Genomic DNA, 26,215 nt, shown 5'->3' on the forward strand with positions numbered 1-26,215 from the left:
AAGCGCCCTTGCCGATGCGCCAGGCACGGAACTGCAAAAAATCTGTTAAAACCGTTAGAATCTGTTAAATCTGTGGTTTATCTTTGCGGCCCGGTTTAGGCCGCCCTCCTCAGAAAATCTCCCTCATTCCCTGATATGATTATCATTCAAATCAAAGACAACGAATCGGTTGACCGCGCTCTGAAGCGTTTCAAAAAGAAATTCGAGCGCACCGGCGTTCTGAAAGAGCTGCGTCGTCGCACCTTCTTCCAGAAGCCGAGCATCACCGAGCGCAAGATGAAGCAGAAAGCTGTTTACAAGCTCGCCACCTACGGCCAGCCCGGCGAATAGCCCGAAAGTTTTACGGCACGTTTAGCTTTGCTAAAAGCCGGCTGGTTTGCCTGTTAGGTCAAGCCAGCCGGCTTTTTCGCGCCCGTACTCCACGGGCAGAGTTGGTAGAAAAGAAAAAACCGCTACATTGGATGCCCGGCCCAACCGCTGGGCATTTTTGGTGTTGGTATGGATGCTTTCCTCGATTTTTTGCGCTTTGAGAAGCGCTACAGCCCGCACACGCTGGTGTCGTATCAAACCGATTTGGGCCAGTTTGCCGCCTACCTGAAATCGGCCTACGAGCTGACCGACCCGGCGCAGGCCACGCACCCGCTCATCCGGGGCTGGGTGGTGGCGCTGATGCAGGAAAACCTGGACCCGCGCACCGTGAACCGCAAAGTGGCCTGCCTGCGCTCCTACTACAAATTCCTGCTGCGCGCCGGCACCATTGCCTCCAACCCCATGCTGCGCATCAAGGCCCCGAAAATGGCCAAGAAGCTGCCCGAGTTCGTGCCCGAGGAAGCCCTGAACGGCTTGCTCAACTCGTTTGAGTTTGGCGACGACTTTGGCGGGCTGCGCGACCAGCTGCTGCTGGAAATGCTCTACGGCACCGGCATTCGCCTTTCGGAGCTCATCGGCATTCACGCCGATGACGTGAGCCTGGGGGCGGGCACCGTGCGCGTCACCGGCAAGGGCAATAAGCAGCGCCTTGTGCCCCTGAACCCCACGCTAAAGCTGGTCATTGAGCGCTATCAGACCAGGCGGGCACACGAGTTCGGGGCTGTGGGCGGCCCGCTGCTGCTCACCGACAAGGGCGATGCCATGTACGAGAAGTTTGTGTACCGCACCGTGAAGCGCTACCTGAGCCAGATTACCACCTCCAGCACGCAGCAGCACCCGCACGCGCTGCGGCACGCGTTTGCCACGCACCTGCTGGGCAAGGGAGCCGACCTGAATTCCATCAAAGAGCTGCTGGGCCATGCCAGCCTGGCGGCCACGCAGGTGTACACGCACTTGTCCGTGGACCGCCTGAAATCCGTATTTGAACAGGCCCACCCACGGGCCTGAGTTTTGTTTACTCTTTTACCTCTTAATCACCCACCTTATGAAAGTACAGATGCATTCGGTGCATTTCGACGCCGACAAAAAACTGCTTGACTTTGTTCAGCAACGCCTGAATAAACTGGAAACTTTTTACGATAAGGTCACCGAAGGCGAAGTCATCATGCGCCTCAACAATAAAGACGGCATCGAAAACAAAACCGTTGAAATAAAGCTGCTGGTGCCGGGCAACATCCTCTTCAGCCAGGAAGACGCCGCTTCGTTCGAAGCCGCCGCCGATGCCGCCACCGAAAGCCTGCGCCGCCAGATTACCAAGCACAAGGAAAAGGCCATGGCGCACTAAGTTGAATTGCAGCACATGCTTCAGCTTGTGCCTTTAATCAAATAAAAAGCCCCGCTTACCAGAAGGTAGGCGGGGCTTTTTGGTGGGGTTGGTGCTAGCGGGCACAAGCCGGAGCTTATGCTACAAGCCAAACTCGGCTTTAATCTGAGGCACGTAGTCGAGCTTTTCCCAGGTGAAGGTTTCGAAGGTTTTCGTTTCGCCACCGGGCATCACCACGCTTACAGTGCCGGGCTGGCGGCCCATGTGGCCGTAAGCAGCACTCTGGGCGAAGATGGGGTTTTGCAGGCCGAAGCGCTTCACGATGGCGTAGGGGCGCAGGTCGAACAGCTTGTTCACCTTCTCGGCCACTTCGCCGTCGGTGAGGGGCTGGCCGCTGGCATTTTTAGCCTTAATGGTGCCGTAGGTGGTCACAAACACGCCCACGGGCTGGGCCACGCCGATGGCGTAGGCTACCTGCACCAGAGCCTGGTCGGCCACGCCGGCGGCTACCAGGTTTTTGGCGATGTGGCGAGCGGCATAAGCGGCCGAACGGTCTACTTTCGACGAGTCTTTGCCGGAGAAGGCACCGCCGCCGTGGGCGCCCTTGCCGCCGTAGGTGTCCACAATGATTTTGCGGCCGGTGAGGCCGGAATCGCCGTGCGGGCCGCCGATAACGAACTTGCCCGTGGGGTTGATGTGGTAAGTAATCTGGTCCGTAAACAGGGCCTGCACGTCTTCGCTCAGGCCGGCTTTCACGCGGGGGATGAGGATGGCGAGCACATCGGCCTTGATTTTTTCCAGCATGGCGCTTTCCGACGGGTCGAACTCGTCGTGCTGGGTGCTGATGACGATGGTGTCGATGGCCTCCGGCTTGTGGTCGTCGGAGTAGCGAATGGTGACTTGGCTTTTGGCGTCGGGGCGCAGGTAAGGCATGTCGCGGGCTTCGCGGCGAATGGCAGCCAGCTCCTGCAGCAGGCGGTGCGAGAGGTCGAGGGCCAGCGGCATGTAGCTGGCCGTTTCGTGGCTGGCGTAGCCGAACATCATGCCCTGGTCGCCGGCGCCCTGGTCTTCGTCCTTGGCCCGCTCCACGCCTTGGTTGATGTCGGGCGACTGCTCGTGCAGGCGGTTCATCACCTCGCAGGTGTCAGCGTTGAAAAGGTATTCGGGCTTGTTGTAACCGATGCGGCGGATGGTTTCGCGCACAATGGGCTCGGCATCGACGTGGGCGGTAGATTTAATCTCGCCGGCAACAAGGGCAAAATCGGTGGTAACCAACGTTTCGCACGCTACTTTGGCGGTAGGGTCCTGGCGCAAATACTCGTCGAGGATGGCGTCGGAAATCTGGTCGGCAACTTTATCAGGATGGCCTTCCGAAACCGATTCGGAAGTGAACAGATAGGGCATTGAGTGCGCGAAAAGAGGAAGATATAAAAGACAAAGGTGCCCGGCAGGCCGAAACCGGCGGGCGGGCACGAAGGCAAAAGTACGGAAAATCGGGGTATTAGTAGCTACTGCCCGGCGGCATGATGCCGGCCCGATTTACAGCTGTGCCAGGCGGCCTCCATCTACCACCAGCGTGGTGCCGTGCACAAAGCTGGCCTCGTGCGAGGCCATGAAGGCGATGGCGGCGGCCAGCTCCTCGGGCGTGCCTACGGTGGCTTTGTCAATGGTTTCGGCGCCGCTCTTCACATTGGGGTTTTCCCAGAGCATGGGCGTATCCACGGCGCCGGGCGCTACGGCATTGATGCGGGTCTGCTTGCGGTCGAGCTCGAGGCTGAGGCCGCGCACGAAGGCTTCGAGGCCGCCTTTGCTGGTGGCGTAGGGCACCACGTTGGCAGTGGTTTGGTGGGCGTGCACGGAGCTGATGGCCACAATGGCGCTGCCCGCCGGCATGTGCGGCAGGCAAAGCTGGGTGAGCTGCACCAGCGAGCGCAGGTTCACCAGCATCAGCGTGTCCCACTGCGAAAGAGGGAGGTCGGTGAGCCGGTCGAAGGTCATCATGGCCGCGTCGCACACCAGCACATCAACGCGGTGGTACCGGGCCAGGACCTTTTTAACGACGGCCGTAATGGCGCGGGAACTGGTGAGGTCGCAGGCCATGAATGCCGCTTTGCCACCGGCTTTGGTGATGAGCTGAACGGTTTCGGCGCCCTCGGGGCGGTCGCGGCCCAGGGCAATGACGGTGCCACCCTCGGCCGCCAGGCGCTGGCAGGTGGCCCGGCCAATGCCGGAGGTGCCGCCCGTGACGAGGCACACTTTGTTGGAGAAGCGCATTAGAATAATGGAGAAAATCAGCAGATGATGTCGGCCGCTCTACGTAATCTGAGCGTGGCGCGCCGCTTTCAGGCCGATTTATTGTCGGCCCGACCCGCTGCGCATCAGGCGGCGCTCACCGGAGCCGTTAGCTTTTCACAGACCAAAACGACTGGCCGGCCGCGCAGGTCGGTAGTGGCAAACAGGTAGATTTCGCCGCCCTCGCGGATGCCGGTGCGTCGTCGGAAATCGGCCACCGAGTCGGGGAAGTTGCGGGTGGTGACGTGCGCCCGCGCCTCCGGGCCCAGGTAAGCTTTGAGGGCTGCGCCATCGGCCTTTTCCACGGCCAGCACCTTAAAAACCCGGCCCGGAAATTCCGGGCGCAGCACATCGGAAGTATACAGGTGGCTGTGCTGGTGCAGCTTCAGCAGCTCGAACGCCGTGCCGATGCTGCGGAACGCGCCCGCCTTGAGCACGGCCGCGTTGGGCTCGTAGAGGTACTGCTGGGCCTCGGCGTAGCGGGGCGTGGCGCGGGCCTCGCGCGCCCGGTTGAGGCGGAACTCCTGTTGCGTACCATCGCGCCGCAGGTTGATGGCGTAGCGCTCGGGGTCGATGGCCGGCTCCTGGCCCAGCTCGTAGAGCACTTCCTTGACCTCATTATCCACGGCCACCACCCACAGGCGGCGCACATGGGCCAGGCCCTGCACCGCGTGCTCAATGTCAAGCATGGGCGAGGTTTTGAGCAGAATCTTATCGGCCTTGTGCAGCAGCAGCGGCAGCAGCTTCACCACGTCGGGCTCGCAGTCGCGGAGCAGGAAAATCTTGCGGGCGGCGGTATCGCGCCGGGCCGGGTCGAGGTAAAGCCAGTCGTAGTGCTGCGGCGTTTCCTTGAGAAAGGCCACCGCGTCGGCGGCGTGCACCGCCACATTGTCGATGCCGAGCTGACTGAAATTAAAGCGCACCACCTCGGCCAGCGCCGGGGTGCGCTCCACGTAGTCGACCCGGGTTACGCGGGCAGCAAAGGCCGCCGAGTCGGCCCCGAAGCCGCCGGTGAGGTCGGCCAGCCGCTGACCGCCCACCAGACCGGCCTTGAAAGCGGCCGTGCGGGCCGAGGAGGCCTGCTCGACGGACAGGGCGGGCGGGAAAATCAGGTCGGGGTTGTCGGCCCAGGCGGGGAGCTTGGCGCGGGCTTTCTGGCGGGCCTGAATCTGGCGCACCAGCTCGGGCACGGGCAGGCCGGGGTGGCGGCGGGCTTGGAGGGCCAGGTGGGCGGGGTCGTCGTGCAGATGCGCGGCCACATACCGCCGGGCCGCTTCGGGCAGGGGGTAGTCCATGGAAAAGCCTATACGGAAAAACGCGACGCTTAGCGCAAAGCCCAGCGCACGGCCAGCAGCGGCTGGCCGGTAGGTGCAGCGGCAAAGCCAACGGCCGAAGGACGCAGGCGCGGCCACACCCTGTGGTATGCAAGGCCGGCATTGTACGACTCCACGGCTTGCCTCATGTACGTATTGGTGTTGGCGTTGATGAAGACCGTGGCCAGAATGCTGGTGGCAAACACGCCGAGCGCCACGCGTTGCGAGGGCTTGAAGTATTGAAAGCCGTCGCCGGATAGAATCTGCTGGCCATAAAAACCGAACGAGCCCACGGCCACTATCCGGTCAATCAGAAACAGGGTTTTCTGCCGGCGGTACTGGTTGAGGTGGGCCAGGGCCTGCGGGTTGCCGGCCAGGTACGGGCGCATTTTCTGCCCGAAGAAGCCGGCGGTCTGGTAGTTGTCGCCCTCAACGCCGGGCGGCAGAAAATCGAAATTGTGCTGCGGGCCGTGCAGGCCGCGCTCGGCATCGTCGGGATGCAGGCGAATGGTGGCAGGTGCCTTCTGGGCCAGCACGGGCAGCAAGGGGCTGATAAACAGTGCGGTGGCGAGAGCGCCGCGAAGCTGCCACTTGGCCAGCGGCAACCGGTTGGTAATGTGCATAGCAACAAATATAGCAGGGGCCGCAAGGGCCAAATAGCGGGCTTTCCTAATATTTTCGGGTTGTAAGCCCAACAAACCTGCGCGGTAGCACGTTCAGGCCGAGCCAGGCGGGCTTTTCCGCAGGTCATTATAGCCCCCATAAAGTAATCACTTCACCACCCGATACGACATTATGAAAAATCCCTTCGTGCTCCGCCGCGCTGTCCAGGCCCTCATTCCCGCTGTGGTATTGCTTGCCTCGTGCAGCAAAAAAGACGACCCGGCGACCCCCGTCGTCGAGCAGGGCCGGGTAATCGTTTCGCACGCCGCCGCCGCCGCCAACACCGCCGTGACCGTGTTTGTGAATGACGTGCAGGGCGGGTCGCTCAACTACGGCCAAACCGGTACCTACTTCAATATCAACACTGGCACTCCCACGCTGAGCATCAAAAACGGTACGCAGGTTGTTGCGAGCCAAGCTGTCACCATTGCCAAAGACCAGAATTACTCGGCCTTTATTTATTCGCCCAATGCCACCGTTGGCAGCGCCGCCCTGCTGGTGACCCCCGACGACCTGACGGCTCCGACTGCGGGCACGGCCAAAGTGCGGGTCGTGCATTTGGGGGTAGGGGCTTCCAGCCCGGTGCGCCTGACGCTGCCGTCGGCTGTGCCGGGTGCGGCAGGTACCGACATTACCTCCGACGTTGCCTTTGGGGCCGCTTCTGCCTTTGCTCCTGTCAATGCAGGCTCCTACAACCTGAGCATCACGGCACCTTCTACTGTTGGCACCGTGCGTACGTCGGTAGTGGCCGTGGGCGACGGCACCGGGGCCGGCACCGGCACCAAAACGTTTGAATCCGGAAAAATCTACACCGTCATCGTGCGTGGCATTTCCGGGCCTGGCGTTCCGACGGCGCAGCAGGTTCAGGCCGTCATTGTTGCGAACAACTAGGCATTCGCAGGCATTCTTCTTCCTGCGCCAAACGAAAAAGCCTGCGCCACCCGGCGCGGGCTTTTTCGTGCCCAACGCCAAACAAACTATGTATCTTTGTAGTTGAAACGCGAATCAACAACTTAATCCTATCCCATTGGAAACCACGACGAATACGTACGTTCCGTACAAAGTAAAGGACATGAGCCTGGCCGAGTGGGGCCGTAAGGAAATCCGTCTGGCCGAAGCTGAAATGCCTGGTCTGATGAGCCTGCGGGCCGAATTCGGTGCCTCGCAGCCCTTCAAAGGTGCCCGCATTGCCGGCTGCCTGCACATGACGATTCAAACGGCCGTACTCATCGAAACCCTCCAGGCGCTGGGCGCGGAGGTAACGTGGTCGTCGTGCAACATCTTCTCGACCCAGGACAACGCGGCGGCTGCCATTGCAGCGGCTGGCACCCCGGTATATGCCTGGAAGGGCATGAACGAGGAGGAGTTCAACTGGTGCATCGAGCAGACGCTGTTCTTCGGTGAGGACCGGCAGCCGCTGAACATGATTCTGGACGACGGTGGCGACCTCACCAACATGGTGCTGGACAAATACCCTGAGCTGGCCGCCGGCATCAAAGGCGTGAGCGAAGAAACCACGACCGGCGTGCTGCGCCTGTACGAGCGCGTGAAGCAGGGCACGCTGCCCTTCCCCGCCATCAACGTGAACGACTCGGTGACGAAGTCGAAATTTGACAACAAATACGGCTGCAAAGAGTCGGCCGTGGACGCCATTCGCCGGGCTACCGACATCATGATGGCCGGCAAAGTGGCCGTGGTGGCCGGCTACGGCGACGTAGGAAAAGGCACCGCTGCTTCGCTGCGCGGCGCCGGTGCCCGCGTCATCGTGACCGAGATTGACCCCATCTGCGCCCTGCAGGCCGCCATGGACGGCTACGAAGTGAAGCGCATGGAAACCGCCATCCCGCGCGCCGACATTGTGATTACCACCACCGGCAACTGCGACATCATCCGCGAGGAGCATTTCCGCGCCCTGCGCGACAAGGCCATTGTCTGCAACATCGGCCACTTCGATGATGAGATTGACATGGCCTGGCTGAACAACAACTACGGCCACACCAAAGACACGGTGAAGCCGCAGGTGGACATCTACACGATTGACGGCAAAGAGGTTATCATCCTCGCCGAAGGCCGCCTCGTGAACCTGGGCTGCGCCACCGGCCACCCCTCGTTCGTGATGTCGAACTCGTTCACGAACCAAACCTTAGCCCAGCTGGAGCTGTGGGAGCGTGGCGACCAGTATGAAAACCAGGTGTACACCTTGCCCAAGCACCTCGACGAGAAGGTGGCCCGCCTGCACCTCGCCAAAATTGGCGTGGAACTGGACGAGCTGACGCCCAAGCAGGCCGACTACATCAAAGTGCCGGTAGAAGGTCCGTTCAAATCGGATTTGTATCGCTACTAAAAGTAGCCAGAAACCTGAAAGCTTAAAAGGCCGGCTCACGTAAGTGGGCCGGCCTTTTAAGTTCATGGAAAAGTTGCGCTAAACAGCTGCCGAAACTCCCAGCGCTGCTCGCACCGCCGGTGCTACCTGCGTGCCCAGCAGCTCAATGGAGCGCAGCACGCTTTGGTGCGAAATGCCCTCGATGACGAGCTGCGCCAGGAAGCGGGTGTTGGTGAACAGCCGATGCTGGTAGAGGAGCTTGGCGATGATGTCCTGCGGCGAGCCCACCAGCAGCGGGCCCTGCGGGCCGCAGAGGTAGTCGAAATGGCGGCGGTCCATGGGCGACCAGCCGCGCTCCCGGCCGATACGGTTCATAAGCGTGGAGTAGGGCGGGAAGAACTCGTCGCGGGCCTGCTCGGCGGTGTCGGCCAGGTGCAGGTGGCAGTTGATGGCCAGCTGGAGTGCGGCCACGTCGTGGCCGGCTTTCTGGGCCGATTCGCGGTAGAGTTCCGCAAACGGCACGTATTGCGCGGGCGCGCCGCCCAGGATGGCAATGGTGAGCGGCAGCCCCAGCTGCCCGGCCCGAATAACGGAGGCCGGCGTACCGCCTACGCCAATCCAGACCGGGATTTTGGGCTGGGCCGGGCGCGGGTACACACCCTTGGCGGCAATGGCGGCGCGGTGCTTGCCCTGCCAGGTCACCACCTCGTTTTCGTTGATGTTCAGCAGCAGCTGGAGCTTCTCGATGAACAGCGCGTCGTAGTCCTTCAAGTCCTGCCCGAAGAGCGGGAAGGATTCAATGAAGGAGCCGCGTCCGGCAATAATCTCGGCCCGGCCGTTGGAGATGAGGTCCACGGTGGCGAAATTCTGGAAGGTGCGAACGGGGTCGACGGAGCTGAGGACGGTGACGGCGCTGCTCAGGCGAATGCGCGTGGTGATGGCGGCCACGGCGGCCAGAATGACTTCGGGCGCGGAGATGATGAAGTCGGGGCGGTGGTGCTCGCCGAGGGCCAGCACGTCGAGGCCGGTTTCGTCGGCCAGCTTGCCCATAGCCAGGATTTCCTGCATGCGCTGGGCAGCGGCGTGGTCCTGGCCGGCAACGTGGGCGGGCGCTACCTCGCCGAAGGAGCTGATTCCAATTTGCATATCAAGTGGGTGAATCAATTCAGGGAAACGAACCGGGAAGCGCTGAATCAGCGAAATAGTTTGTTAAGACTGAACCGGAACTCAGAGCAGTACACTTCAGGGCTTGGGTTTTGACGCTGCGGGCAAGCGGGCCAGATAGGTACGCACGTACTCATTTTGAGGAAAAAGCTTTAAGGTGCGCTGTCCATAATGACGGCAGAGGGCTGTGTTCCTTAATTCAGCAAAGCATTCCGTTTGGTACTGGAGGGCACTCTCGTAGATATCATTCGTTTTCCAGTCCGGTACCGCGTTGAGGATATACAGGAAACGCGAGAGGTTGTAGGCGGCGAGTTCCCACTTGTCATTGTCCATTTGCAGCGTGGCCAATTTGTAATACGCCTCGCTAAATGGCAGGTAAATCGCACACGTAGTGGCGTTCTCGCGGCCATAGGCATCGAGCAGCGCAATCAGGCGCTGGTAAGCGGCGTAGCTCTCGGGCTTGCCTCCCGGGGCTCGGTACAGGGCACGGGCATACTGATTAAGCACCTGGGGAGCGACAATCTTTTGATTGACGAATGGTTTTAGATGCGCGGCGGCCTCTGCAAACCGGCCGGCATTGTAGGCCTGCTCTGCCTGGGCTACTTCGGCCGTATGCGGCGGCGGTACCGGAAACCTGATGCCAGTCGGGGTTTTGGGCGGGTGGTCCAAGTCGGCATCGCTGACTGGTTTTTCATCGCCCACTGAATTGAAGTAGCGTTTTCCAGTGGGAAAAGCGCAGTCGTCGTTCACTAATTTCCACTGCGCATGCCCCGGCAGTGAGGCCAATAGCAGAAATAGCAGAACGGTGGCAGGCCAGAGTTGCTTGAGAAAGGACATTGGGTGCTGCTGGCTTGCTACTTTACCTCCGGCGTCACGCCCATGTTGGCGTAGCAGAAGCTCCACACGTCGGCCCACTCCTGAATCTGGAGCTTGGTGCTTTTGCCCGCGCCGTGGCCGGCGTTTACGTCCACACGGATGAGGGTGGGGTTGGGGCCGGTGTTGGCGGCTTGCAGGGCGGCGGCAAACTTGAAGGAGTGCGCGGGCACCACCCGGTCATCGTGGTCGGCCGTCGTTATCATGGTGGCGGGGTAGGCGGCGGGCTTCAGGTTGTGCAGGGGCGAGAAGGCCAGCAGGTTCCGGAACTGCGCTTCATCGGCCGAGGTGCCGTACTCGGGCGCCCAGTTCCAGCCGATGGTGAAGGTTTGGTAGCGGAGCATGTCCATCACGCCCACGGCGGGCAGGGCCACTTTGCACAGGTCGGGGCGCTGCGTCATGGTGGCGCCCACCAGCAGGCCGCCGTTCGAGCCGCCCGCGATGGCGAGGTGGTCGTAGTCGGTGTACTTGTTGGTTTTCAGGTACTCGGCGGCGGCAATGAAGTCGTCGAACACGTTCTGCTTGTTGGGCGTCATGCCGGCTTTGTGCCAGGCCTCGCCGTACTCGCCGCCGCCGCGCAGGTTCGGAATGGCCAGGATACCGCCATTTTCCAGCCACAGCATGCGCGCCACCGAGAAGCCCGGCGTGAGCGAGATGTTGAAGCCGCCGTAGGCGTAGAGGTAAGTGGGGTTCTGGCCGTTCAGCGCCACGCCTTTCTTGCGGATGATGAACATCGGAATCTTCGTGCCATCCTTGCTGGGGTAGAATACCTGCGTGGTTTCGTAGTCGGCCGGGTTCACGTCCACCTTCGGGGCGCGGAACACGGTGCTGGTGTTGGTGGCGAGGTCGTATTTGTAGATGGTGGTGGGGTAGGTGAACGACGTGAAGGCGTAGTACACGGCCTTGGCATCGCGCCGGCCGCCGAAGCCGCTGGCCGTGCCAATGGCCGGCAGCTGCACGTCGTGCTCAAACTTGCCCAGCTCCGAATACACCTTCACCTGCGAGCTGGCGTCGTTCAGGTAATCGGCAATGAGCTTGCCGCCCACCTGCGTCACGCTTTCCAGCTTGTTCTTGCTTTCGGGCAGCACGTCGTGCCAGTTGGCTTCGGCGGGCTTCCTGGGGTCGATGCGGATGACGCGGTAGTTGGGGGCCTTGTAGTTGGTGTACACCAGCACCTCGCCGCCCACGTTGCCGATGACGCTGTTGTTGAACTCGTAGCTCGAAATGAGCGTGGTCCAGGTTTTGGCCTGTTTGGGGTCGGTGAGGTCGCGCACCAGCAGCTGGTTGCCGTCGGCCTTGCCGTCGGTGAGGCTCAGCACGAGGAACCGCTCGTCCTCGGTGGCATTGGCAAAGCGGAAGCCCAGCGGCATTTTGGGGTTTTCGTACACCAGCTGGTCGGCGCTCTGGGGCGTGTTCAGCTTGTGGAAATACACCTTGTGGTACTCGTTTTTGCCCGAAAGGCCGTTTTCGCCGGCCTTGGGCGCGTCGTAGCGGCCGTAGTAGAAGCCGTTCTTCGTCCACGACGTGCCCGATACCTTCACCCATTCCAGGGTTTCGGGCAGCAGCTTGTCCGTGGTCAGGTCCATGATGCGGACCTTGTGCCAGTCGGAGCCGCCGCCGCTGGTGGCGTAGGCCAGGTAGCGGTGGTCGTTGCTGAACTCCATGCCGGCCAGGGCAGTGGTGCCGTCGGCCGAGAACTTGTTGGGGTCGAGCAGCACGCGGGGCTCCTCGGTGCCGCGCTGGCGGTACACCACGGCCTGATTCTGCAGGCCGTCGTTCTTGCTGAACACCAGCTCCGGCCCCACCTGCTCGGGCACGCCGTAGCGCTCGTAGTTCCAGATTTTGGTGAGCCGCTCCCGGATTTTGTCGCGGAACGGAATCTGATTCAAATAGCCGAAGGTCACCTCATTCTCGGCCGTCACCCAGGCCTTGGTTTCGGGCGAGTCGAGGCTTTCGAGCCAGTGGTAGGGGTCGGGCACCACGGTGCCGAAGTAGGTGTCGGTGTGGTCGGTTTTGCGGGTGGCGGGGTATTTCACGGGGGGAGGGGCAAGGAGGGCCAGGCCGGTGAGGTGGCGGGGCTCGCCGTTTTCGGCGGTGGTCATTTCGGTGAGGGGCTGGCGGCGGGGCAGGCTGTTGCGCTCCTGCGGCGAGGTGGCGCGGCAAGCCGTAGCGGCCGTCAGAAGAACAAGGAGAGAAAGGGCGGGTTTCATGTGGGTTGCGGTGGTAAGGGGGCGTGGAAAGAAGGGAACGTCATGCTGAGCTTGTCGAAGCATCTCTACCGCGAAGAGTAATCCAATCGAAAGAATTAGTTGCGCAGTAGTGATGCTTCGACAAGCTCAGCATGACGTTCTGGTTACAGACATGACGGTTACTCTAATCCCGCTGCCCGCCATCCGCAACCGGTGGCGTAGGGTCGGGGTTTCCGGCTTCTGCAGCCGCCGGGGGCGCATCGGCTTCGGCTGTCACCATGGGCTGGCTCACCACGGCGGCCACCAGCTCGGGCAGGTTGGCGCGCAGCCAGCGCAGCTCCTCGTCCACGCGCTGGCTCACCAGGCGCTCCACTTCCAGGCGCTGGGCGGGGCTGAGCTGGTCGAGGGCCGGGGTAGCCACGGGGGCGGCGCTGGTTTCGGAGGCAGCCAGCACCAGGGCTTCGGCGCGTTTCACGCGGGCCACCGAGTCGGCCACGGCGGCGCTGGTTTCGGCGGCGGCAGCCTGGGCGGCGGTGGCGGCTTGCTTCGCCGTGAGGGTTTCGCGGCGCTGCTGCCGCCGCCAGTGCCCCAGCGTGATGCGCAGCATGATGTAGAGCACCAGGCTCAGAATGGCCAGAATGAGCGCCAGCGGGGCGGCGAAGCGAAACAGCAGGCTTTCGCTGCTGGTGGCCGTCGGGGCCGCTGCGCCGACGGCGTTGCGGTCGGCGGCGGCGGCCAGCTCGGCCGCTTCGGCGGGGCCGAGGGCGGTGCCGGTAGCCACGGCAGTATCGGGCGTTTCGGGCGTCATGGCGGCCGCTACTTCGCCCAGCGGCGTGCCGGCGGCCACGTAGTTGGTGAGGGCCGTTTCGAGGGCGGCCACGCGGGCCATGCGGGCGGGGTCTTTGCGGCGGGCCGGCGAGCTTTTCAGCTTGCCCACAATAGCTTTGGTCAGCGCAGCGAGGCGGGCCGGGTTGTCCTTTTTGCCCTGGTAGATGCTGCCTTTGCCCTCAATGGGCTGGTAGAGCAGGCTGTACACGCGCAGGCTGTCGGGCCGGATGCTGGCGGCCAGCGCCTCCAGGTTGCCGCCGTCGCAGCGCACCGTGCTTTTGAGGTTGGGCCGGCCGGCGTCGTCGTACACGAAGCGCACCGTGGCGCACCAGATTTGCACCTTGCTTTCATCGAGCGAGGGCTGGCCGAGGGGCGTTTGGGCGCGGAGCGGGCCGGCAAGCGACAGAACCGCCAGCAGCGGAGCCAGAACAGAACGGAAATTCATAAGCAGCGCGATTTTACCGGAAAAGTACGGCGTTGGGCGCAACTTATTATTGTTTTGTTACTACACGAGCCTGAGCCGGATGGCGCAATGCTCAGCTATAATCAATCTCCGTGTTGTCGCCGATGTTCAGCGAGTGGTTCATGCCCCGGAACGAGGCGTCGGAGCCCACGATGCAGTCGTGCATCACCGCCGACTGCAGCTCCGAGTAGGAGCCGATGATGGAGTCGCTCAGGATGGTGTTTTTGATGATGGTTTTGTCGCCAATGGCCACGTTGGGGCCGATGATGGAGTGCGAAATCTGGCAGCCCCGCCCGATGCTGACCGGCGGAATAATAACCGAATCGGGAAACTCGGAGTAGTCCCGCTCGTCCAGAAACTCGGGCTGGTTGAGCAGGCGGGCGTTGGCTTCGAGCAGGGTTTCCTTCCGGCCGCAGTCGAACCAGTTGTCCACCGGGCAGGTCGTCATCACCTCGCCTTCCTCGATGAGGTGCATCAGCGCATCGGTGAGCTGGTACTCGCCGTGGGTGCGCACCTCGTGCTCGCGCAGCCATTCCAGGGCCTGGGCCAGCTTTTCGGGGTAGGCCAGCTTGTAGAGGCCCACCATGGCGAAGTTCGACTTCGGGATTTTGGGCTTCTCCACCACCTTGCTCACGCGGCCGTTGGCCCCGGTTTCGACCAGGCCGAACATGCTGGGCGTCTTCACCTCCTTCACGGCCAGCACCGAGCCGGGCGTGGCCATGAGGGCGCGCAGGTCCACGTCGACAATGGTGTCGCCGAGCAGGATGAGCACGCCGTCCGTGTCGTGCCGGAACTCCTCGCGGGCCAGCCACAGGGCGTGGCCCAGGCCCTCGCGGGGCTCCTGCAGCACGAAGGTGGACTTCAGGTCGGGGTAGGTGCGGCGCACGTAGCGCACAATCTTATCGCCCAGATAACCCACGATGAACACAAACTCGGTGATGCCGGCGGCCGTGAGGCGGTCGATGATGTGGCCCAGAATGGTGTTGCCGGCCACCGGCACCAGGCTTTTGGGCTGGGTGTGGGTGTGGGGGCGCAGGCGCGAGCCAATGCCGGCAACAGGGATAATGGCTTTCATTGTAATGGATGGGATGCGAGGACGATAAAGCAGGCGCCAGGCGCAGCTAAGCAGCAAGCTACAACTACTAGGGCTAAGCTGCGTACTTTGCGCCAAACCCGGTACCAAACCGAACCAGCGGCCGCAGGTTTTGCCGCCGCGCTTTCCCAGCCTTCGAATACCTTTCACCAACACCCTTCACAACCCATTTCAAGATGAAACGCTTTCTCCTTTATTTCGCGGGCCTGGCCCTGTTGCTCACTCAGTCCTCGTGCGGCTACAACGGCATGGTGCAGCGCGACCAGGCCGTGAAAGCCCAGGCCGGCAACGTGCAAAGCGCCTATCAGCGCCGCAACGACCTCATCGGCAACCTGGTGAACACCGTGAAAGGGGCTGCTAAATTTGAGCAGGGCACCCTCACCAGCGTCATCGAAGCCCGCGCCAAAGCCACCAGCGTGCAGCTGAATGCCAACGACCTGACGCCCGAAAACATCAAGAAATTCCAGGACGCCCAGAGCCAGGTATCGGCCGGCCTGGGCCGCCTGCTGGCCGTGTCGGAGAATTATCCTGACCTGAAAGCCAACGCCAACTTCCAGGAGCTGCAGGCCCAGATTGAAGGCACCGAAAACCGCATCAACGTGGAGCGCAACAAGTTCAACGCCGTTACCAACGACTACAACACCTTCACCCGCTCCTTCCCCAACAACCTGTTTGCCGGCATGTTCGGCTTCCCGCCCAAGCCGTATTTCGAGGCCGACCCGGCCGCGAGCAAGGCGCCGACCGTTCAATTCTAATTGAGTTAAGCGTCAGGAGTGAAGAGTTAAAAGTTGGGGTCGGTTTGCTTCCCAAGCTCAACGCTCAACTTTTAACTCTTCACTCAAAATTCCCACCCATGACTTCCCCCCTCACTCCGGCTCAGGATGCTGCCCTGGTGGCCGCCATTCGGCAGGCCGAAATCACGACCTCCGGCGAAATCCGGGTGCATCTCGAAGACACCTGCCCCACGCCTGAGCCGCTGGACCGCGCCGCCCAGGTTTTTGGTGAGCTGAACATGCACAAGACCGCCGCCCGCAACGGCGTGCTGTTTTACCTGGCCTGGAAAAGCCGGCAGTTTGCCGTGGTGGGCGATTCGGCCATCAACTCCGCCGTACCCGACGATTTCTGGGAAACCACCAAGGAGGCCGTGCTGGAGCAGTTCCGGCACGAAAACTACGTGCTGGGCCTGGAGCGCGGCATCAAGATGGTGGGCGAGCAGCTGAAGCGCTACTTCCCCTACGATGCCGCCACCGACCAGAACGAGCTGGACGATTCCATTTCTTTCGGCGGCCCTGCGTCGCCTTCCAAAACATGAAAAATTCCGTGGCCGCTGCCAGGATAAGTACGCCGGTACGGGCCGCAGCCAGCCCCGCCCGGCCGTGGTGGGCCGTGCTGCTGGTGCTGCTGGGGCTATTCGCCGCCCTGAGCAGCGCCGCGCAGAACATTCCGCCGCGCCCCGACCCGCCCCACCTCGTGAATGACCTGGCCGGCATGATGCAGGCCGGCGAAGCCGCGCAGCTGGAGCGCAAGCTGGTGGCCTACAACGACAGCACCTCGTCGCAGATAGCCGTGGTAACCGTGCCTACGCTCGACGGCGACGACATTGCCGACTACGCCCAGCAGCTTTACGAGAAGTGGGGCATTGGCCAGAAGGGCAAGAACAACGGCATTCTGGTGCTGGTGGCCCAGCAGGAGCACACCGCCCGCATCCAGACCGGCTACGGCCTCGAGGGCGCCGTGCCCGATGCCATTGCCAAGCGTATCATCAGCAACACGCTGGTGCCCGCTTTCCGGCAAAACCAATACTACGCCGGCCTTGACCGCGCCACCGACCAGCTCATTCTGCTGGCCAAAGGCGAATACAAGGTTGACCCCTCCGATGTGCGGCAGCCGCGCAGCCGCGACCGCAGCGGCTCGGGCATTCCTTTCTGGGTGATAATTGGGGTAATGGTGCTCATTTTCATCATGCTGCGCAACCGGGGCGGTGGCGGCGGCGGGCGGCGCAACCGGGGCTTTGGTGGCGGCTTCGTGCCGCCCATCATCTTCGGGGGCGGCTTCGGCGGCGGCGGTGGTGGCGGCTGGGGCGGCGGCGGTGGCGGCGGGGGCGGCTTTGGTGGTTTCGGCGGCGGCAGCAGTGGCGGCGGCGGGGCCAGCGGCAGCTGGTAGGCTTTTTAATGATTAATGATGAACGGTTAGTGCGTAATGCCCCAATTCCGCTGGGCATTACGCACTAACCGTTCATCATTAATCACTACCTTCAGTGCCCGGCCCGCACGCCCACCGGAATGGCCACGGCCAGCCGGTTTTCGGCCGGGGGCACGGGGCAGGAGTAGCCGTGGTTGTAAGCGCACGAAGGGTTGTATGCCTTGTTGAAGTCGAGCACCATGGTGCGGGCGCCGGCGGGCGGAATGCGCAGGTCGAGGTACCGGCCACCGCCGTAGGTTTCGTGGCCGTTGGTAAGGTCGGTGAAGGGCACGAACAGGTAGTCTTCGAGGCCGGGGCGCTTTAGCAGCTCCTGGTTCTGGTAGATGCTTAGCGTCAGCGGCTTGCCATTGAGCACGAAGCGCAGCTCGCCGTATTTGCGGTAGATGGGCCGCCGGGCAGTGCTGGTTTGCATGGCAAAGGGCGTGGACGTTGAATCGCGCACCAGCCGGGCCTCCACGCAGTAGGCGTAGCGGGTGGGGTAGAAGGGCAGGGTGTTGAACGCCTACCGCTCGGCCGTCGTCAGCGGCGACTCTTCCGGACTGCGAAACTCCGCGTTGATGGTTTGCTGGAAGGCGATGACCCCCTGCCGGTGCGTTGCCGAGTCGGGCCGGGCACTGAGGGCTTGCGCGTGGGCGGCACCACCCGGCAGGGAGGCAAAGAGGGCGAGCGTCAGCAGTCGTTTCATAAGGCAAAGCTACTTCCGGCCGTGATTGCTGCCGTGGGGCTTAACCTTTTTCGCGTTGCCTGAGTATCACCCTCTATCCGACGGTATTTCAAGGCCGCGGCCTCTTCTTTCACTTCCCCTTCAACCATTGCCATGAACGCCTCCCGTCTTTCACTTTTCGTATTTCTCTTCGCCCTGGCCACCACGCTCACGGGCTGCGATGCCATTGTGGGCATCTTCAAAGCCGGGGCTTACACGGGCATTATTGCCGTCGTCATTGTAGTGGCGCTGTTGTTCTTCATTGTGAGCAAAATGCGTGGCCCGCGTCCATAATCCACTATTGGCCAGACGCAAAAAGCGCGGCTCCTGCACAGGAGCCGCGCTTTTTTATTGACCGGAGTTGCGGTGAAATCTATTCCGACTTCTTGCTTTCCGGCATGGTGCCGATGATGTGGTCCCAGAGTGTACTGCTCACGCCAAAGGCCACGGCTTCCTGCCGGTAGTGGTGCTGGGCGTGGTGCGTCCACCACACTTTCAGGAAGTTTTTCGGCGGCGCGTAGGCATGAATGGCGTAGTGCACGAACAGGTACATGGCGTAGCCGAACGTGAAGCCCGACAGCAGGCCAAACGCATACGACCCAAAGCTGAAGCGGAAAATGAAGAACAGCAGCGAAGCCACAAACACCGTCAGAATGGGCGGCATGGCCAGCCGGGTCTTGTCTTTGGGATACTCGTGGTGCACGCCGTGCATGGTGTACTGAAACTTGGCGCGGGCCGGCGTGGTGGCCGGAATGTGGTACACGTAGCGGTGCACCAGGTATTCCACCAGCGTGAAAAGCAGCAGGCCGGCCAGAAACAGGCCCAGCGCCGAAACCCCCGTCATGAAGCCACGCGTGAGGCCGTAGTACAGGCTCACGCCGGCCGTAGCGATGAAAATGCCCACCGGCAGGGCAATGTGGGTATGCGTCAGGCGCTCCAGCACGGGGTTTTGAAACAGTTGGGCCGACCCTTTGTGCTTGGGCCGCACGGGCGTGTTAACGTCGGGTACGGCTGCCTTAACGACTGGTTCTTCGGTGGATATTGATTGCATGAGGATAATGGGCGTCGAACGAATCAATTAACAAAATTACAATGCGGGAGGCAATGTACCCGGCAGCGCAAACCCGATGCCCGCCAGCTGGGCCACCACCGCCGGCAGCGTGCACGCCAGCGAGCAGCGCAGCCGCGCCTGGTTGTAAAACTTCATTCGGGCCGCAAGGGTTTCGCGCAGCCAGGCTTCGGCCCCGCCCGCGGCGGCCATGAGGGGGCGCCTGGCCACTTCTTCGGGCAGGAGGCGGGCGGCCAGCACGGCCACCGGCACGTCGAGCCAGAGCGTGGGCCCCACGCGGTTGAGCAGGGCCATGTTGTCGTGAAAGCAGGGGGTGCCCCCGCCCGTGGCCAGCACCAGCGGCGAGCCGGCGTAGCTCAGCGCGTCGCGCAGCACCGCCGATTCTACGCTGCGAAACTCAGCTTCCCCGTCTTCGGCGAAAATCTTCTGCACGCTGCGCCCGGTGCGGGCTTCGATGGCGATATCCAGGTCCAGAAACGGGCGGTTGAAATGGGCGGCCAGCTGGCGGCCCAGCGTGGTTTTTCCCGCGCCGGGCAGCCCCACCAGGCTCAGGTGGCCGGAGCCGCCGCGGGTGAACAGGTCGTCGGAAGGGAAGGGTAGGGTTTGGGTACGGTTTGTCATCCTGAGCAGAGCGAAGGACCGTATCATGTCCGTGCCCAATTGAAAATCAGTAAGCTGTCCTTTCGTGATAAGGTCCTTCGCGCGGCTCCGGATGACAGCTCTTACAGCAATGCTACCCCAGCTTCACGCGCGGGTCGAGCACGGCGTAGAGCACATCGACCACAATGTTTATCAGCACAAACAGCGCGGCCACGAACAGCGTGGAGCCCATCACCACCGGAAAGTCGAGGTTTTCGACGGCGCGCAGCGTCACGGTGCCCAGGCCTTTCCAGTTGAAGATGTATTCGATGAAAAACGCGCCGGCCATGAGCGAGGCCAGCCAGCCCGATACGGCCGTCACCACGGGGTTCAGGGCGTTGCGCAGGGCGTGGTGCAGCACGGTGGCGGCGCGGCTCAGGCCCTTGGCGCGGGCCGTGCGAATGTAGTCCTGGCTCAGCACGTCGAGCATGCTGGAGCGCGTGAGCTGCGTGATGATGGCCAGCGGCCGGATGCCCAGCGCCACGGCCGGCAGCAGCAGGTTGCGCAGCACCAGGTGCCGCTCGCCCGTAAACGGGTCGGTTTCGTACAGCTGCCCGGTGAGGCTCAGGCCCGTGAAGTGGCTCCAGTAGAAGCCAAACGTGACGGCAATGAGAATGGCCGCCACGAACGACGGCACCGAAATGCCCAGCACCGAGGTGCTCACCAGCACCCGGTCCGGCCACGACTGCGGCCGCAGCGCCGCCACCACGCCAAACGCCACGCCGCCCACGCTGGCAATGAGCATGGCCGCCAGTGCCAGCCACATGGTGCCGGGGAAATAGTCGAGCAGAATGCGCAGCACGTCCTTGTTGCTCTGGAAGGAGCGGCGCAGGTAGGGCGTTTTCAGGACCAGCGCCCGGCTGCCCAGCGGCAGCAGCGCCACGCCGCCGTAGCGGGCCCGCCCGGCCGAGTCGCGCGGGTGCAGGCCCAGCGGCGACACGTCGTTGAGGTAGCCGGCCAGGCGGGCCGGCAGGGGCTGGTCGAGGCCGAGGTCGGCGGTGATGGCGGCTTTGGTGGCCAGGTCGGAGCGCTGGCCGGCCAGCAGGGCCGCCGGGTCGCCGGGCAGCACGTTGAACAACAGAAACACCGTGCAGGCTACTCCGGCGAGCACCAGCAGGCCCTGGCCCAGGCGACGGAGGATGAAGGAGAACAAGTTCTTTTAATGATTAATGGTTAACGGTCAGGGATTAATGTTTTTCGCCTGCCATCCGGGGGGTACGCAGCTCCTCATCACGTTCGGCCGACTTGATTGCGGCGAATCGCTCAGCTTCAGGAAGGTTCAGCGCACGTTCCGAAACGGCAGGCGAAATGCTCATCAATGGCCAGTCATTAATCCCTGACCATTAATCACTAATCATTATAGCCTGCTACTCTTTCAGCGCTTTCTCCACTTCCCACAGCTGGGGAATGTCGTGGTAGTGGTACTTGGCTTTCACCACGCCATTCTGCAGCACCATGAGGCCGGGGTTGGAGCGAATCATGGATTTGAGCACTGTGGCATCGGCAAAATAGTAGGGGCCGGCGAGGTTCACGTCGTGGCGGAACGAGTCGAACTTGGCCGCGCTGGTACTGGTAATGGTGAGCGCCGTAATGCCGCGCCGCGACTTGGCCGCCGACTCCATCAGGGCATTGATGGCTTTGAAACGGTCGCGGTCGGCCTTGTTGGTGTTCTGCACGATGAGCACCAGCTTGCTGCCCTTCAGCAGCTCCTGGGTGTAGGAGTCGCCGTTGACGTCGGACACCTCGAAGTCGGTGATGACCGGGGTGGACGTCTTCGGGTTCAGCGACTCCATGCTCTGGTATTTCCAGGTGGTATCGGTGGGGTAGGCGTCGAACTCCTTGGTTTCGCCGTTGCGCGTCATGGTGTAGCGGTAGCGGGCGGGCTCGGCGGGCTTCATCAGCGTGCCGATGTTGTTGCCCACTTTGTAGGGCAGGAAGTCGAAATAGGGCAGGTGGCCCAGCGCCCGCACCCCAATGCCGATGGCAATGGCCGAGGCAAACGTCATGACCATGATGCCGAAGGTGCCCTGCACAAAGGCGTGGCGCAGAAAGCGTTGGTGCGTGAACACCACCAGCCACAGCACCAGCAGAAACATGTCCTTGGCAAACGACGTCCAGGGCGTGAGCTTGATGAAATCACCGAAGCAGCCGCAGTCCGTCACCTTGTTGAAGGCCGCCGAATAAAACGTCAGAAAGGCGAAAAACACCAGCAGCCCCAGCAGCACCCACAGCGTGATTTTGAGGTGCCAGCGCAGCAGCAGCGCCACGCCCAGAATTACTTCGAGCGAGCTGAGAAAAATGGACAGCGTGCGCGAAATGTTCTTGAACCACAGGAAGAACCCATCGAGCGCGGGCACCGACACGGCAAACACTTCGAAGTATTCTTCCAGCTTATAAGCCGTGCCGACGGGGTCGTTCAGCTTGATGAGGCCGGAAAAAATGAACAGGGCCCCCAGCAAAAACCAGCACACCCGCGTGACGGTGCGCAACAAATGAGGGGCCGGTGCAACGGCAGGAGCGGAGCTGATAGTCGACATAAGAGCAAAGTAAGCCGGTGGCAAACGCGCAGGCAACGCGCAATGTTTGGGTAAAGGTCGGGCCGGAAGTAGGAAGATAGAAAAGGAACGGTCATGCTGAGCGCAGTCGAAGCATGGCCGTTCTGGTTTTGTGCGCTGCTACCTCTCGCCGCGCAGAATCAGGGCAAACACGGCGTAGTTCAGCATGTCGCGGTAGCTGCCTTCCACGCTCTCGCTCACCAGGGCGGCCCCGCCGATGTCTTCGAGCTGCTTCACGCGGTGCAGCTTCATCAGGATAAGGTCGGTGATGCTGGCCACGCGCATCTGGCGCCAGGCCTCGCCGTAGTCGTGGTTTTTGGCCAGCAGCAGGCGGCGGTTTTCGGCGGCTTCGTGGTCGTAGGCGGTGGCCACGGCCTCGGGCGTCATGTCCAGCGGCGTGCCGGCGGGCAGGTGCAGCTGCATCAGGGCAATGAGGCAGTAGTTGATGATGGCCACGAACTCCTCGTTCACGTCATCGGCCACCAGCTGCACGCCGGTTTCCTGAATGGTCCGGATGCGGTTGGCCTTGATAAAAATCTGGTCCGTGACCGAAGGCAGGCGCAGAATGCGCCACGCCGTGCCGTAGTCGTGGGTTTTGGCCAGAAACAGCGTGCGGCAGCGGGCCAGCAGCAGGTCGTAGTGTTCGGGGGTGTTCACAATGAGTGAATGGGTGAATGAGCGAATGAGTGAATGACTGACCCAACCGGCAACGCCTTCACGGCTGCAAGTTCGCCCCGCCCGTTGGATATTTAGGCCTCTTACCCGCTCCCCTATGCCGCCTGCTATTCACTCATTCACCCATTCACCCATTCACTCATTGCGCAGCCCCCACGGCCGCCTGCTCAGCCTGCGCCGTCCGCAGGTGATGGGCATCCTCAATCTCACGCCCGACTCGTTTTTTGCCGGCAGCCGCGTCGAATCTGAAAAAGACCTGCTCACCCGCGCCGAAGCCATGCTCACGGCCGGCGCGGCCCTGCTCGACCTGGGCGCCTACAGCACCCGGCCGGGGGCCGAAGACATTTCGCCCGACGAGGAAGCGCGCCGCCTGCTGCCCGCCGTGGCAGCCCTGCGCCGGGAGTTTCCGGCCGCCTTTCTCTCCGTCGATACCTTTCGGGCCGGCGTGGCCGAAGCCGCCGTGCAGGCCGGGGCCGACCTGGTGAACGACGTGGGCGGCGGCACCCTCGATGCCGCCATGTTTGCCACCGTGGGCCGCCTGCGCGTGCCCTACGTGCTGATGCACCTGCGCGGCACGCCCCAAACCATGGCCCGGCTCACGCACTACGAAGACGATATCGTACTCACATTGCTGCGCTACTTCCGCGACGGGCTGACCGCCCTGCGCCAGGCCGGTGCCACCGACGTGCTGCTCGACCCCGGCTTCGGCTTCGCCAAAACGGCCGCCCAGAGCCACGAGCTGCTGCGCCGCCTGCCCGAGCTGCAGGCGCTGGGCCTGCCCGTGCTGGCGGCGCTTTCGCGCAAGCGCATGGTGTACGGCCCCCTCGGCCTCGGCCCCGAAGCAGCCCTCAATGGCACCACGGCGCTGCACATGGTGGCCCTGCAGGGCGGCGCGCGCCTGCTGCGCGCCCACGACGTGGCCGAGGCCGCGCAAACCATACAATTATTTGCCCACACCTTTCCGGACGCGGAATAAAGGCCGTAATTTGAGGAATGAAGGGCGTGCCGTGCAACGGCCGCGTATTCTCGTTGTCATCCTGAGTCCCGTCTGTCAGCCTGAGCGTAGCGAAGGACTTTCTCACGACTAAACGGTTTGCAGGGACTTATGCCGTGGCGATAAGGCCCTTCGCCCTGCTCAGGATAACAGGCGCATTCCTGTCTCTTTTTCCCCATTCCCACCCGCCCATGTCCGGCCCATTCCCCATCAATTTCCTGCATTTCGGCTGGATTGACGCGGCCGACGTGTTGCTGGTGACGGTGCTACTCTACCAGCTCTACAAGCTGCTGCGCGGCTCGGTGGCCCTGAACGTGGCGCTGGGGCTGATTTCCTTCTACCTGCTCTACCTCGTGGTGAAGGCCACCGGCATGGAGCTGCTCACCAAGATTCTGGGGCAGTTCATGAGCGTGGGCGTGCTGGCCAGCATCATCCTGTTTCAGCAGGAAATCCGGCGGTTTCTGCTGAACGTGGGCAAGGCCACGGCCCTGGAGCGCATGCGCGGCTGGACCTGGGGCCGCCCCGCCGAAGCCGCGCCGCTGCAAATCACCCCCTTCGTGGAGGCAGCCAAAAGCCTTTCCAATAAGTACACGGGCGCGCTCATCTGCTTCACGCAGGCGTCCGACCTGTCGGCCTTCGCCGAATCCGGCGACCGGCTCGATGCCGAAGTCAGCAAGCGCCTGCTGCTATCTATCTTCAACAAAACCAGCCCCCTGCACGACGGGGCCGTGATTATTGCCAACGGCCGCATTCTGGCGGCCCGCTGCATCCTGCCGGTGAGCGAAAACCCCGACGTGCCCGCCTCGCTCGGCCTGCGCCACCGCGCCGCCATCGGCCTGAGCGAAATCACCGATGCCGTGGTGCTGGTGGTGAGCGAAGAAACCGGCGCCATGAGCCTGGTGCACCACGGCGAGGTGTACCGCAACCTGGGCACCACCGAGCTCAAGGCCCGCCTGGGCGAGTGGCTGCTGGCCGTGAACCCCGGCAAAGCCGCGGCCAAACCGGCCGTAGCGCCCCTGCCCTGAGCCCGGGCCGCAAACCAGATTCCGGGATGCCGACGAGGGCTATAAAGCCGCCGGTCTGTGGTTTGCAGGCCCCGTAGAGACGGGCTTTGCGGGAGAGGACCGAGCGGGGCGTGCGCTGCTGCACGTTCCGGGTGGCGCGGGCGAAGTGGCCGCCGCGCGGGCCACGACATCCATATTACATCACTGTTACGAATTTTGTTGGGCGGGTTAAGATTTTGATAAATAGGGTATTAATAATAAAAATAATGGAATTGCTATGCGGGGACCTGAGGGGGGGAGATTAGGTTTTTGGGGTTTTTGGTTATAATTTTCTCGGAAAGTTATGAGCTACACCCGATTAACGACGGCCCTTTGCAAGCGGCCGGCCGGGGGTTGGCAAGCTCATGGCACCTGCTGTTCCGGCTATTACCTACCCACCCTTTGCTTGTTTCGGTTACATTTTTTTCACCCTCTTCACCCTCTTCATTTCTTCTTATGCTAAAAACTTTACTGCGTGAACAGCCCGGAATGCTGTTCCGACAACTCGCATCCTCCAAGCGGCTGACACGGCTGCTGGGGGCCGGAGCCTTGCTGCTGGGCAGCCTGGGCGCGCAGGCCCAGACCACCGTGTTCAACGAAACCTTTGAGGGAGCTACGAACAGCTTCACCATCGTGAACGGCACGGAAACCAACCAGTGGTACGTGGGCACGGTGGGCGGCAACGGCCCAACGACGACAGGCACCAAAGCTGCCTACGTGAGCAACGATGCGGGCGTGAGCAACGCCTATACCATTACAGCTCCCTCGGTTGTGCACTTTTACCGCGACGTAACGTTCCCGGCTGGCCAAAACATTGTGCAGCTGGGCTTCGATTGGAAAGCGGGCGGCGAAAGCACGTTCGACTACATCCAGGTATTTATGGTGCCCACCACGGTGACGCCGACTGCCGGCACGCAACTCGTGAACGGCACGGCCGGTGCGGTGCAGCTCGGCGGCAACATTAACCTGCAAACGGCTTTTGGCCGCACCAGCTACCAGCTGCCAGGTACGGTAGCGGGCACCACGCAACGACTGGTGTTCACCTGGCGCAACGACAACACGGCGGGCACACAGCCCCCGGCGGTGATTGACAACGTGTCGGTAACGGCGCAGGTGGCCAACCCCATCAGCGGGGCCTACACCATCAACAATGCTCAGCCGACGGCCGGCACCAACTTTAACAGCTTCACGGATGCCGCCTCGCGACTGACGCTGGACGGCATCAGCGGGCCGACGACCGTGACGGTAGTGGGTGGCCCCTACACCGAGCAGTTCCTACTGGGCCAGGTGAACGGCACGAGCGCGACCAACCCGTTGGTTATCAACGGCGGCGGGCGTACCATCAAGTTCGGCTCCACCAATTCGAACCAGCGGGCGGTTGTTCAGCTGAACGGGACGGACTACACGACGATAAACAACCTGGTGATTGACGCGACGCGGG

At 62.3% G+C, this 26,215-nt stretch carries 28 protein-coding genes; 12 read left to right on the forward strand and 16 right to left on the reverse strand.

The genetic code is table 11. The features are described from left to right. Positions 1-135 precede the first annotated feature (135 nt). The 3 genes from rpsU to hpf all read left to right on the forward strand — a co-directional run bounded on the left by rpsU (position 136) and on the right by hpf (position 1,714). Positions 136-330: a 30S ribosomal protein S21 gene (gene rpsU / locus ACYVHT_RS05930; RefSeq protein ID WP_168672574.1), complete on the forward strand. Its 195-nt coding sequence runs from the start codon at positions 136-138 to the stop codon at positions 328-330. 168 nt (positions 331-498) lie between these two features. Beyond that, positions 499-1,377 (forward strand): site-specific integrase, encoded by an 879-nt coding sequence (locus ACYVHT_RS05935; RefSeq protein ID WP_460548957.1) that lies wholly within the window; start codon positions 499-501, stop codon positions 1,375-1,377. A gap of 37 nt (positions 1,378-1,414) precedes the next feature. Further along, on the forward strand, positions 1,415-1,714 hold the full coding sequence (hpf, locus tag ACYVHT_RS05940) for a ribosome hibernation-promoting factor, HPF/YfiA family (protein WP_208174342.1): 300 nt from the start codon (positions 1,415-1,417) through the stop codon (positions 1,712-1,714). Positions 1,715-1,834: 120 nt separating this feature from the next. On the opposite strand, the gene metK is transcribed toward hpf, so the two are convergent. The 4 genes from metK to ACYVHT_RS05960 all read right to left on the reverse strand — a co-directional run bounded on the left by metK (position 1,835) and on the right by ACYVHT_RS05960 (position 5,921). Then, positions 1,835-3,097, reverse strand: a complete 1,263-nt coding sequence (gene metK / locus ACYVHT_RS05945) for a methionine adenosyltransferase (RefSeq protein ID WP_460548960.1) — start codon at positions 3,095-3,097, stop codon at positions 1,835-1,837. 135 nt (positions 3,098-3,232) lie between these two features. Then, positions 3,233-3,967 (reverse strand): SDR family NAD(P)-dependent oxidoreductase, encoded by a 735-nt coding sequence (locus ACYVHT_RS05950; protein WP_460548962.1) that lies wholly within the window; start codon positions 3,965-3,967, stop codon positions 3,233-3,235. A 104-nt stretch (positions 3,968-4,071) separates the two neighbouring features. After that, positions 4,072-5,280, reverse strand: coding sequence for a THUMP-like domain-containing protein (locus ACYVHT_RS05955; RefSeq protein WP_460548964.1), 1,209 nt, complete (start codon positions 5,278-5,280; stop codon positions 4,072-4,074). A 29-nt stretch (positions 5,281-5,309) separates the two neighbouring features. Continuing rightward, the gene (locus tag ACYVHT_RS05960; RefSeq protein WP_460548965.1) at positions 5,310-5,921 is read right to left on the reverse strand and encodes a hypothetical protein; all 612 of its coding nucleotides are present in this window, start codon (positions 5,919-5,921) and stop codon (positions 5,310-5,312) included. A 172-nt stretch (positions 5,922-6,093) separates the two neighbouring features. On the opposite strand from ACYVHT_RS05960, the gene ACYVHT_RS05965 reads away from it, so the two are divergent. Further along, positions 6,094-6,852, forward strand: coding sequence for a DUF4397 domain-containing protein (locus ACYVHT_RS05965; RefSeq protein WP_460548967.1), 759 nt, complete (start codon positions 6,094-6,096; stop codon positions 6,850-6,852). A 136-nt stretch (positions 6,853-6,988) separates the two neighbouring features. After that, positions 6,989-8,305 carry an adenosylhomocysteinase gene (gene ahcY, locus ACYVHT_RS05970; protein ID WP_460548969.1) on the forward strand — a complete coding sequence of 439 codons (1,317 nt, stop codon included), beginning with the start codon at positions 6,989-6,991 and terminating at the stop codon, positions 8,303-8,305. 78 nt (positions 8,306-8,383) lie between these two features. Here ahcY and ACYVHT_RS05975 read toward each other — a convergent pair whose 3' ends face one another. The 5 genes from ACYVHT_RS05975 to ACYVHT_RS05995 all read right to left on the reverse strand — a co-directional run bounded on the left by ACYVHT_RS05975 (position 8,384) and on the right by ACYVHT_RS05995 (position 14,876). Beyond that, on the reverse strand, positions 8,384-9,430 hold the full coding sequence (locus tag ACYVHT_RS05975; protein WP_460548971.1) for an LLM class flavin-dependent oxidoreductase: 1,047 nt from the start codon (positions 9,428-9,430) through the stop codon (positions 8,384-8,386). Positions 9,431-9,526: 96 nt separating this feature from the next. After that, a complete protein-coding gene (locus tag ACYVHT_RS05980) occupies positions 9,527-10,285 on the reverse strand; it encodes a hypothetical protein (RefSeq protein WP_460548973.1) in 759 nt (252 codons plus the stop codon). A 17-nt stretch (positions 10,286-10,302) separates the two neighbouring features. Beyond that, positions 10,303-12,531: a prolyl oligopeptidase family serine peptidase gene (locus tag ACYVHT_RS05985; protein WP_460548975.1), complete on the reverse strand. Its 2,229-nt coding sequence runs from the start codon at positions 12,529-12,531 to the stop codon at positions 10,303-10,305. Positions 12,532-12,694: 163 nt separating this feature from the next. Next, complete coding sequence (locus tag ACYVHT_RS05990; protein ID WP_460548978.1) at positions 12,695-13,783, reverse strand: hypothetical protein; 1,089 nt, start codon at positions 13,781-13,783, stop codon at positions 12,695-12,697. A gap of 91 nt (positions 13,784-13,874) precedes the next feature. Beyond that, complete coding sequence (locus ACYVHT_RS05995; protein WP_460548980.1) at positions 13,875-14,876, reverse strand: sugar phosphate nucleotidyltransferase; 1,002 nt, start codon at positions 14,874-14,876, stop codon at positions 13,875-13,877. A 194-nt stretch (positions 14,877-15,070) separates the two neighbouring features. Between ACYVHT_RS05995 and ACYVHT_RS06000 the strand changes: the two genes are divergently transcribed. The 3 genes from ACYVHT_RS06000 (at position 15,071) to ACYVHT_RS06010 (ending at position 17,057) form a co-directional block, all read left to right on the forward strand. Continuing rightward, positions 15,071-15,649, forward strand: coding sequence for a LemA family protein (locus ACYVHT_RS06000; protein WP_241936433.1), 579 nt, complete (start codon positions 15,071-15,073; stop codon positions 15,647-15,649). 98 nt (positions 15,650-15,747) lie between these two features. Further along, positions 15,748-16,206, forward strand: a complete 459-nt coding sequence (locus ACYVHT_RS06005; RefSeq protein ID WP_460548982.1) for a TPM domain-containing protein — start codon at positions 15,748-15,750, stop codon at positions 16,204-16,206. Next, entirely contained in the window at positions 16,203-17,057 is an 855-nt protein-coding gene (locus ACYVHT_RS06010) for a TPM domain-containing protein (protein ID WP_460548984.1), read from the forward strand. Before ACYVHT_RS06005 ends, ACYVHT_RS06010 begins: the two co-directional genes overlap by 4 nt. 91 nt (positions 17,058-17,148) lie before the next feature. On the opposite strand, the gene ACYVHT_RS06015 is transcribed toward ACYVHT_RS06010, so the two are convergent. Together ACYVHT_RS06015 and ACYVHT_RS06020 are read right to left on the reverse strand one after the other, a co-directional pair. Beyond that, positions 17,149-17,586, reverse strand: a complete 438-nt coding sequence (locus ACYVHT_RS06015; RefSeq protein ID WP_460549069.1) for a DUF1684 domain-containing protein — start codon at positions 17,584-17,586, stop codon at positions 17,149-17,151. A gap of 12 nt (positions 17,587-17,598) precedes the next feature. Beyond that, the gene (locus ACYVHT_RS06020; protein ID WP_460548987.1) at positions 17,599-17,781 is read right to left on the reverse strand and encodes a hypothetical protein; all 183 of its coding nucleotides are present in this window, start codon (positions 17,779-17,781) and stop codon (positions 17,599-17,601) included. A 132-nt stretch (positions 17,782-17,913) separates the two neighbouring features. On the opposite strand from ACYVHT_RS06020, the gene ACYVHT_RS06025 reads away from it, so the two are divergent. After that, positions 17,914-18,093 (forward strand): hypothetical protein, encoded by a 180-nt coding sequence (locus tag ACYVHT_RS06025; RefSeq protein WP_460548989.1) that lies wholly within the window; start codon positions 17,914-17,916, stop codon positions 18,091-18,093. A gap of 79 nt (positions 18,094-18,172) precedes the next feature. Here the strand turns inward: ACYVHT_RS06025 and ACYVHT_RS06030 are convergent, their stop codons facing one another. The 5 genes from ACYVHT_RS06030 to ACYVHT_RS06050 all read right to left on the reverse strand — a co-directional run bounded on the left by ACYVHT_RS06030 (position 18,173) and on the right by ACYVHT_RS06050 (position 22,722). Continuing rightward, complete coding sequence (locus ACYVHT_RS06030) at positions 18,173-18,850, reverse strand: sterol desaturase family protein (protein WP_460548990.1); 678 nt, start codon at positions 18,848-18,850, stop codon at positions 18,173-18,175. A gap of 36 nt (positions 18,851-18,886) precedes the next feature. After that, positions 18,887-19,489 carry a shikimate kinase gene (locus ACYVHT_RS06035; RefSeq protein WP_460548992.1) on the reverse strand — a complete coding sequence of 201 codons (603 nt, stop codon included), beginning with the start codon at positions 19,487-19,489 and terminating at the stop codon, positions 18,887-18,889. Positions 19,490-19,601: 112 nt separating this feature from the next. Then, a complete protein-coding gene (locus tag ACYVHT_RS06040; RefSeq protein WP_460548995.1) occupies positions 19,602-20,660 on the reverse strand; it encodes an ABC transporter permease in 1,059 nt (352 codons plus the stop codon). Positions 20,661-20,874: 214 nt separating this feature from the next. Then, positions 20,875-22,044 carry a BT_3928 family protein gene (locus ACYVHT_RS06045; RefSeq protein ID WP_460548997.1) on the reverse strand — a complete coding sequence of 390 codons (1,170 nt, stop codon included), beginning with the start codon at positions 22,042-22,044 and terminating at the stop codon, positions 20,875-20,877. 138 nt (positions 22,045-22,182) lie between these two features. Further along, positions 22,183-22,722 carry a DUF1599 domain-containing protein gene (locus ACYVHT_RS06050; RefSeq protein WP_460549071.1) on the reverse strand — a complete coding sequence of 180 codons (540 nt, stop codon included), beginning with the start codon at positions 22,720-22,722 and terminating at the stop codon, positions 22,183-22,185. Positions 22,723-22,879: 157 nt separating this feature from the next. On the opposite strand from ACYVHT_RS06050, the gene folP reads away from it, so the two are divergent. The 3 genes from folP to ACYVHT_RS06065 all read left to right on the forward strand — a co-directional run. Then, positions 22,880-23,713 (forward strand): dihydropteroate synthase, encoded by an 834-nt coding sequence (gene folP, locus ACYVHT_RS06055; protein WP_460548999.1) that lies wholly within the window; start codon positions 22,880-22,882, stop codon positions 23,711-23,713. 209 nt (positions 23,714-23,922) lie between these two features. Then, positions 23,923-24,756: a diadenylate cyclase gene (gene cdaA / locus ACYVHT_RS06060; protein WP_460549002.1), complete on the forward strand. Its 834-nt coding sequence runs from the start codon at positions 23,923-23,925 to the stop codon at positions 24,754-24,756. Between the two features lie 474 nt (positions 24,757-25,230). Further along, a partial coding sequence (locus ACYVHT_RS06065; RefSeq protein WP_460549004.1) for a hypothetical protein occupies positions 25,231-26,215 on the forward strand: 985 nt, incomplete at its 3' end.

This window comes from Hymenobacter daeguensis, from assembly GCF_054780555.1.

What these genes read in the sequence shown, in the direction of transcription:
- ACYVHT_RS05990 (WP_460548978.1), bottom strand. Translation starts at nt 13,783, where the DNA reads ATGAATTTCCGTTCTGTTCTGGCTCCGCTGCTGGCGGTTCTGTCGCTT.
- ACYVHT_RS06030 (WP_460548990.1), bottom strand. Translation starts at nt 18,850, where the DNA reads ATGCAATCAATATCCACCGAAGAACCAGTCGTTAAGGCAGCCGTACCC.
- ACYVHT_RS05965 (WP_460548967.1), top strand. Translation starts at nt 6,094, where the DNA reads ATGAAAAATCCCTTCGTGCTCCGCCGCGCTGTCCAGGCCCTCATTCCC.
- ACYVHT_RS05960 (WP_460548965.1), bottom strand. Translation starts at nt 5,921, where the DNA reads ATGCACATTACCAACCGGTTGCCGCTGGCCAAGTGGCAGCTTCGCGGC.
- ACYVHT_RS05980 (WP_460548973.1), bottom strand. Translation starts at nt 10,285, where the DNA reads ATGTCCTTTCTCAAGCAACTCTGGCCTGCCACCGTTCTGCTATTTCTG.
- ACYVHT_RS06000 (WP_241936433.1), top strand. Translation starts at nt 15,071, where the DNA reads ATGAAACGCTTTCTCCTTTATTTCGCGGGCCTGGCCCTGTTGCTCACT.
- ACYVHT_RS05985 (WP_460548975.1), bottom strand. Translation starts at nt 12,531, where the DNA reads ATGAAACCCGCCCTTTCTCTCCTTGTTCTTCTGACGGCCGCTACGGCT.
- ACYVHT_RS05955 (WP_460548964.1), bottom strand. Translation starts at nt 5,280, where the DNA reads ATGGACTACCCCCTGCCCGAAGCGGCCCGGCGGTATGTGGCCGCGCAT.
- ACYVHT_RS06045 (WP_460548997.1), bottom strand. Translation starts at nt 22,044, where the DNA reads ATGTCGACTATCAGCTCCGCTCCTGCCGTTGCACCGGCCCCTCATTTG.
- ACYVHT_RS06010 (WP_460548984.1), top strand. Translation starts at nt 16,203, where the DNA reads ATGAAAAATTCCGTGGCCGCTGCCAGGATAAGTACGCCGGTACGGGCC.
- ACYVHT_RS05935 (WP_460548957.1), top strand. Translation starts at nt 499, where the DNA reads ATGGATGCTTTCCTCGATTTTTTGCGCTTTGAGAAGCGCTACAGCCCG.
- ACYVHT_RS05995 (WP_460548980.1), bottom strand. Translation starts at nt 14,876, where the DNA reads ATGAAAGCCATTATCCCTGTTGCCGGCATTGGCTCGCGCCTGCGCCCC.
- ACYVHT_RS06005 (WP_460548982.1), top strand. Translation starts at nt 15,748, where the DNA reads ATGACTTCCCCCCTCACTCCGGCTCAGGATGCTGCCCTGGTGGCCGCC.
- cdaA (WP_460549002.1), top strand. Translation starts at nt 23,923, where the DNA reads ATGTCCGGCCCATTCCCCATCAATTTCCTGCATTTCGGCTGGATTGAC.
- metK (WP_460548960.1), bottom strand. Translation starts at nt 3,097, where the DNA reads ATGCCCTATCTGTTCACTTCCGAATCGGTTTCGGAAGGCCATCCTGAT.
- ACYVHT_RS06035 (WP_460548992.1), bottom strand. Translation starts at nt 19,489, where the DNA reads ATGACAAACCGTACCCAAACCCTACCCTTCCCTTCCGACGACCTGTTC.
- rpsU (WP_168672574.1), top strand. Translation starts at nt 136, where the DNA reads ATGATTATCATTCAAATCAAAGACAACGAATCGGTTGACCGCGCTCTG.
- ACYVHT_RS06020 (WP_460548987.1), bottom strand. Translation starts at nt 17,781, where the DNA reads ATGAAACGACTGCTGACGCTCGCCCTCTTTGCCTCCCTGCCGGGTGGT.
- hpf (WP_208174342.1), top strand. Translation starts at nt 1,415, where the DNA reads ATGAAAGTACAGATGCATTCGGTGCATTTCGACGCCGACAAAAAACTG.
- ACYVHT_RS06025 (WP_460548989.1), top strand. Translation starts at nt 17,914, where the DNA reads ATGAACGCCTCCCGTCTTTCACTTTTCGTATTTCTCTTCGCCCTGGCC.
- ACYVHT_RS05975 (WP_460548971.1), bottom strand. Translation starts at nt 9,430, where the DNA reads ATGCAAATTGGAATCAGCTCCTTCGGCGAGGTAGCGCCCGCCCACGTT.
- ACYVHT_RS05950 (WP_460548962.1), bottom strand. Translation starts at nt 3,967, where the DNA reads ATGCGCTTCTCCAACAAAGTGTGCCTCGTCACGGGCGGCACCTCCGGC.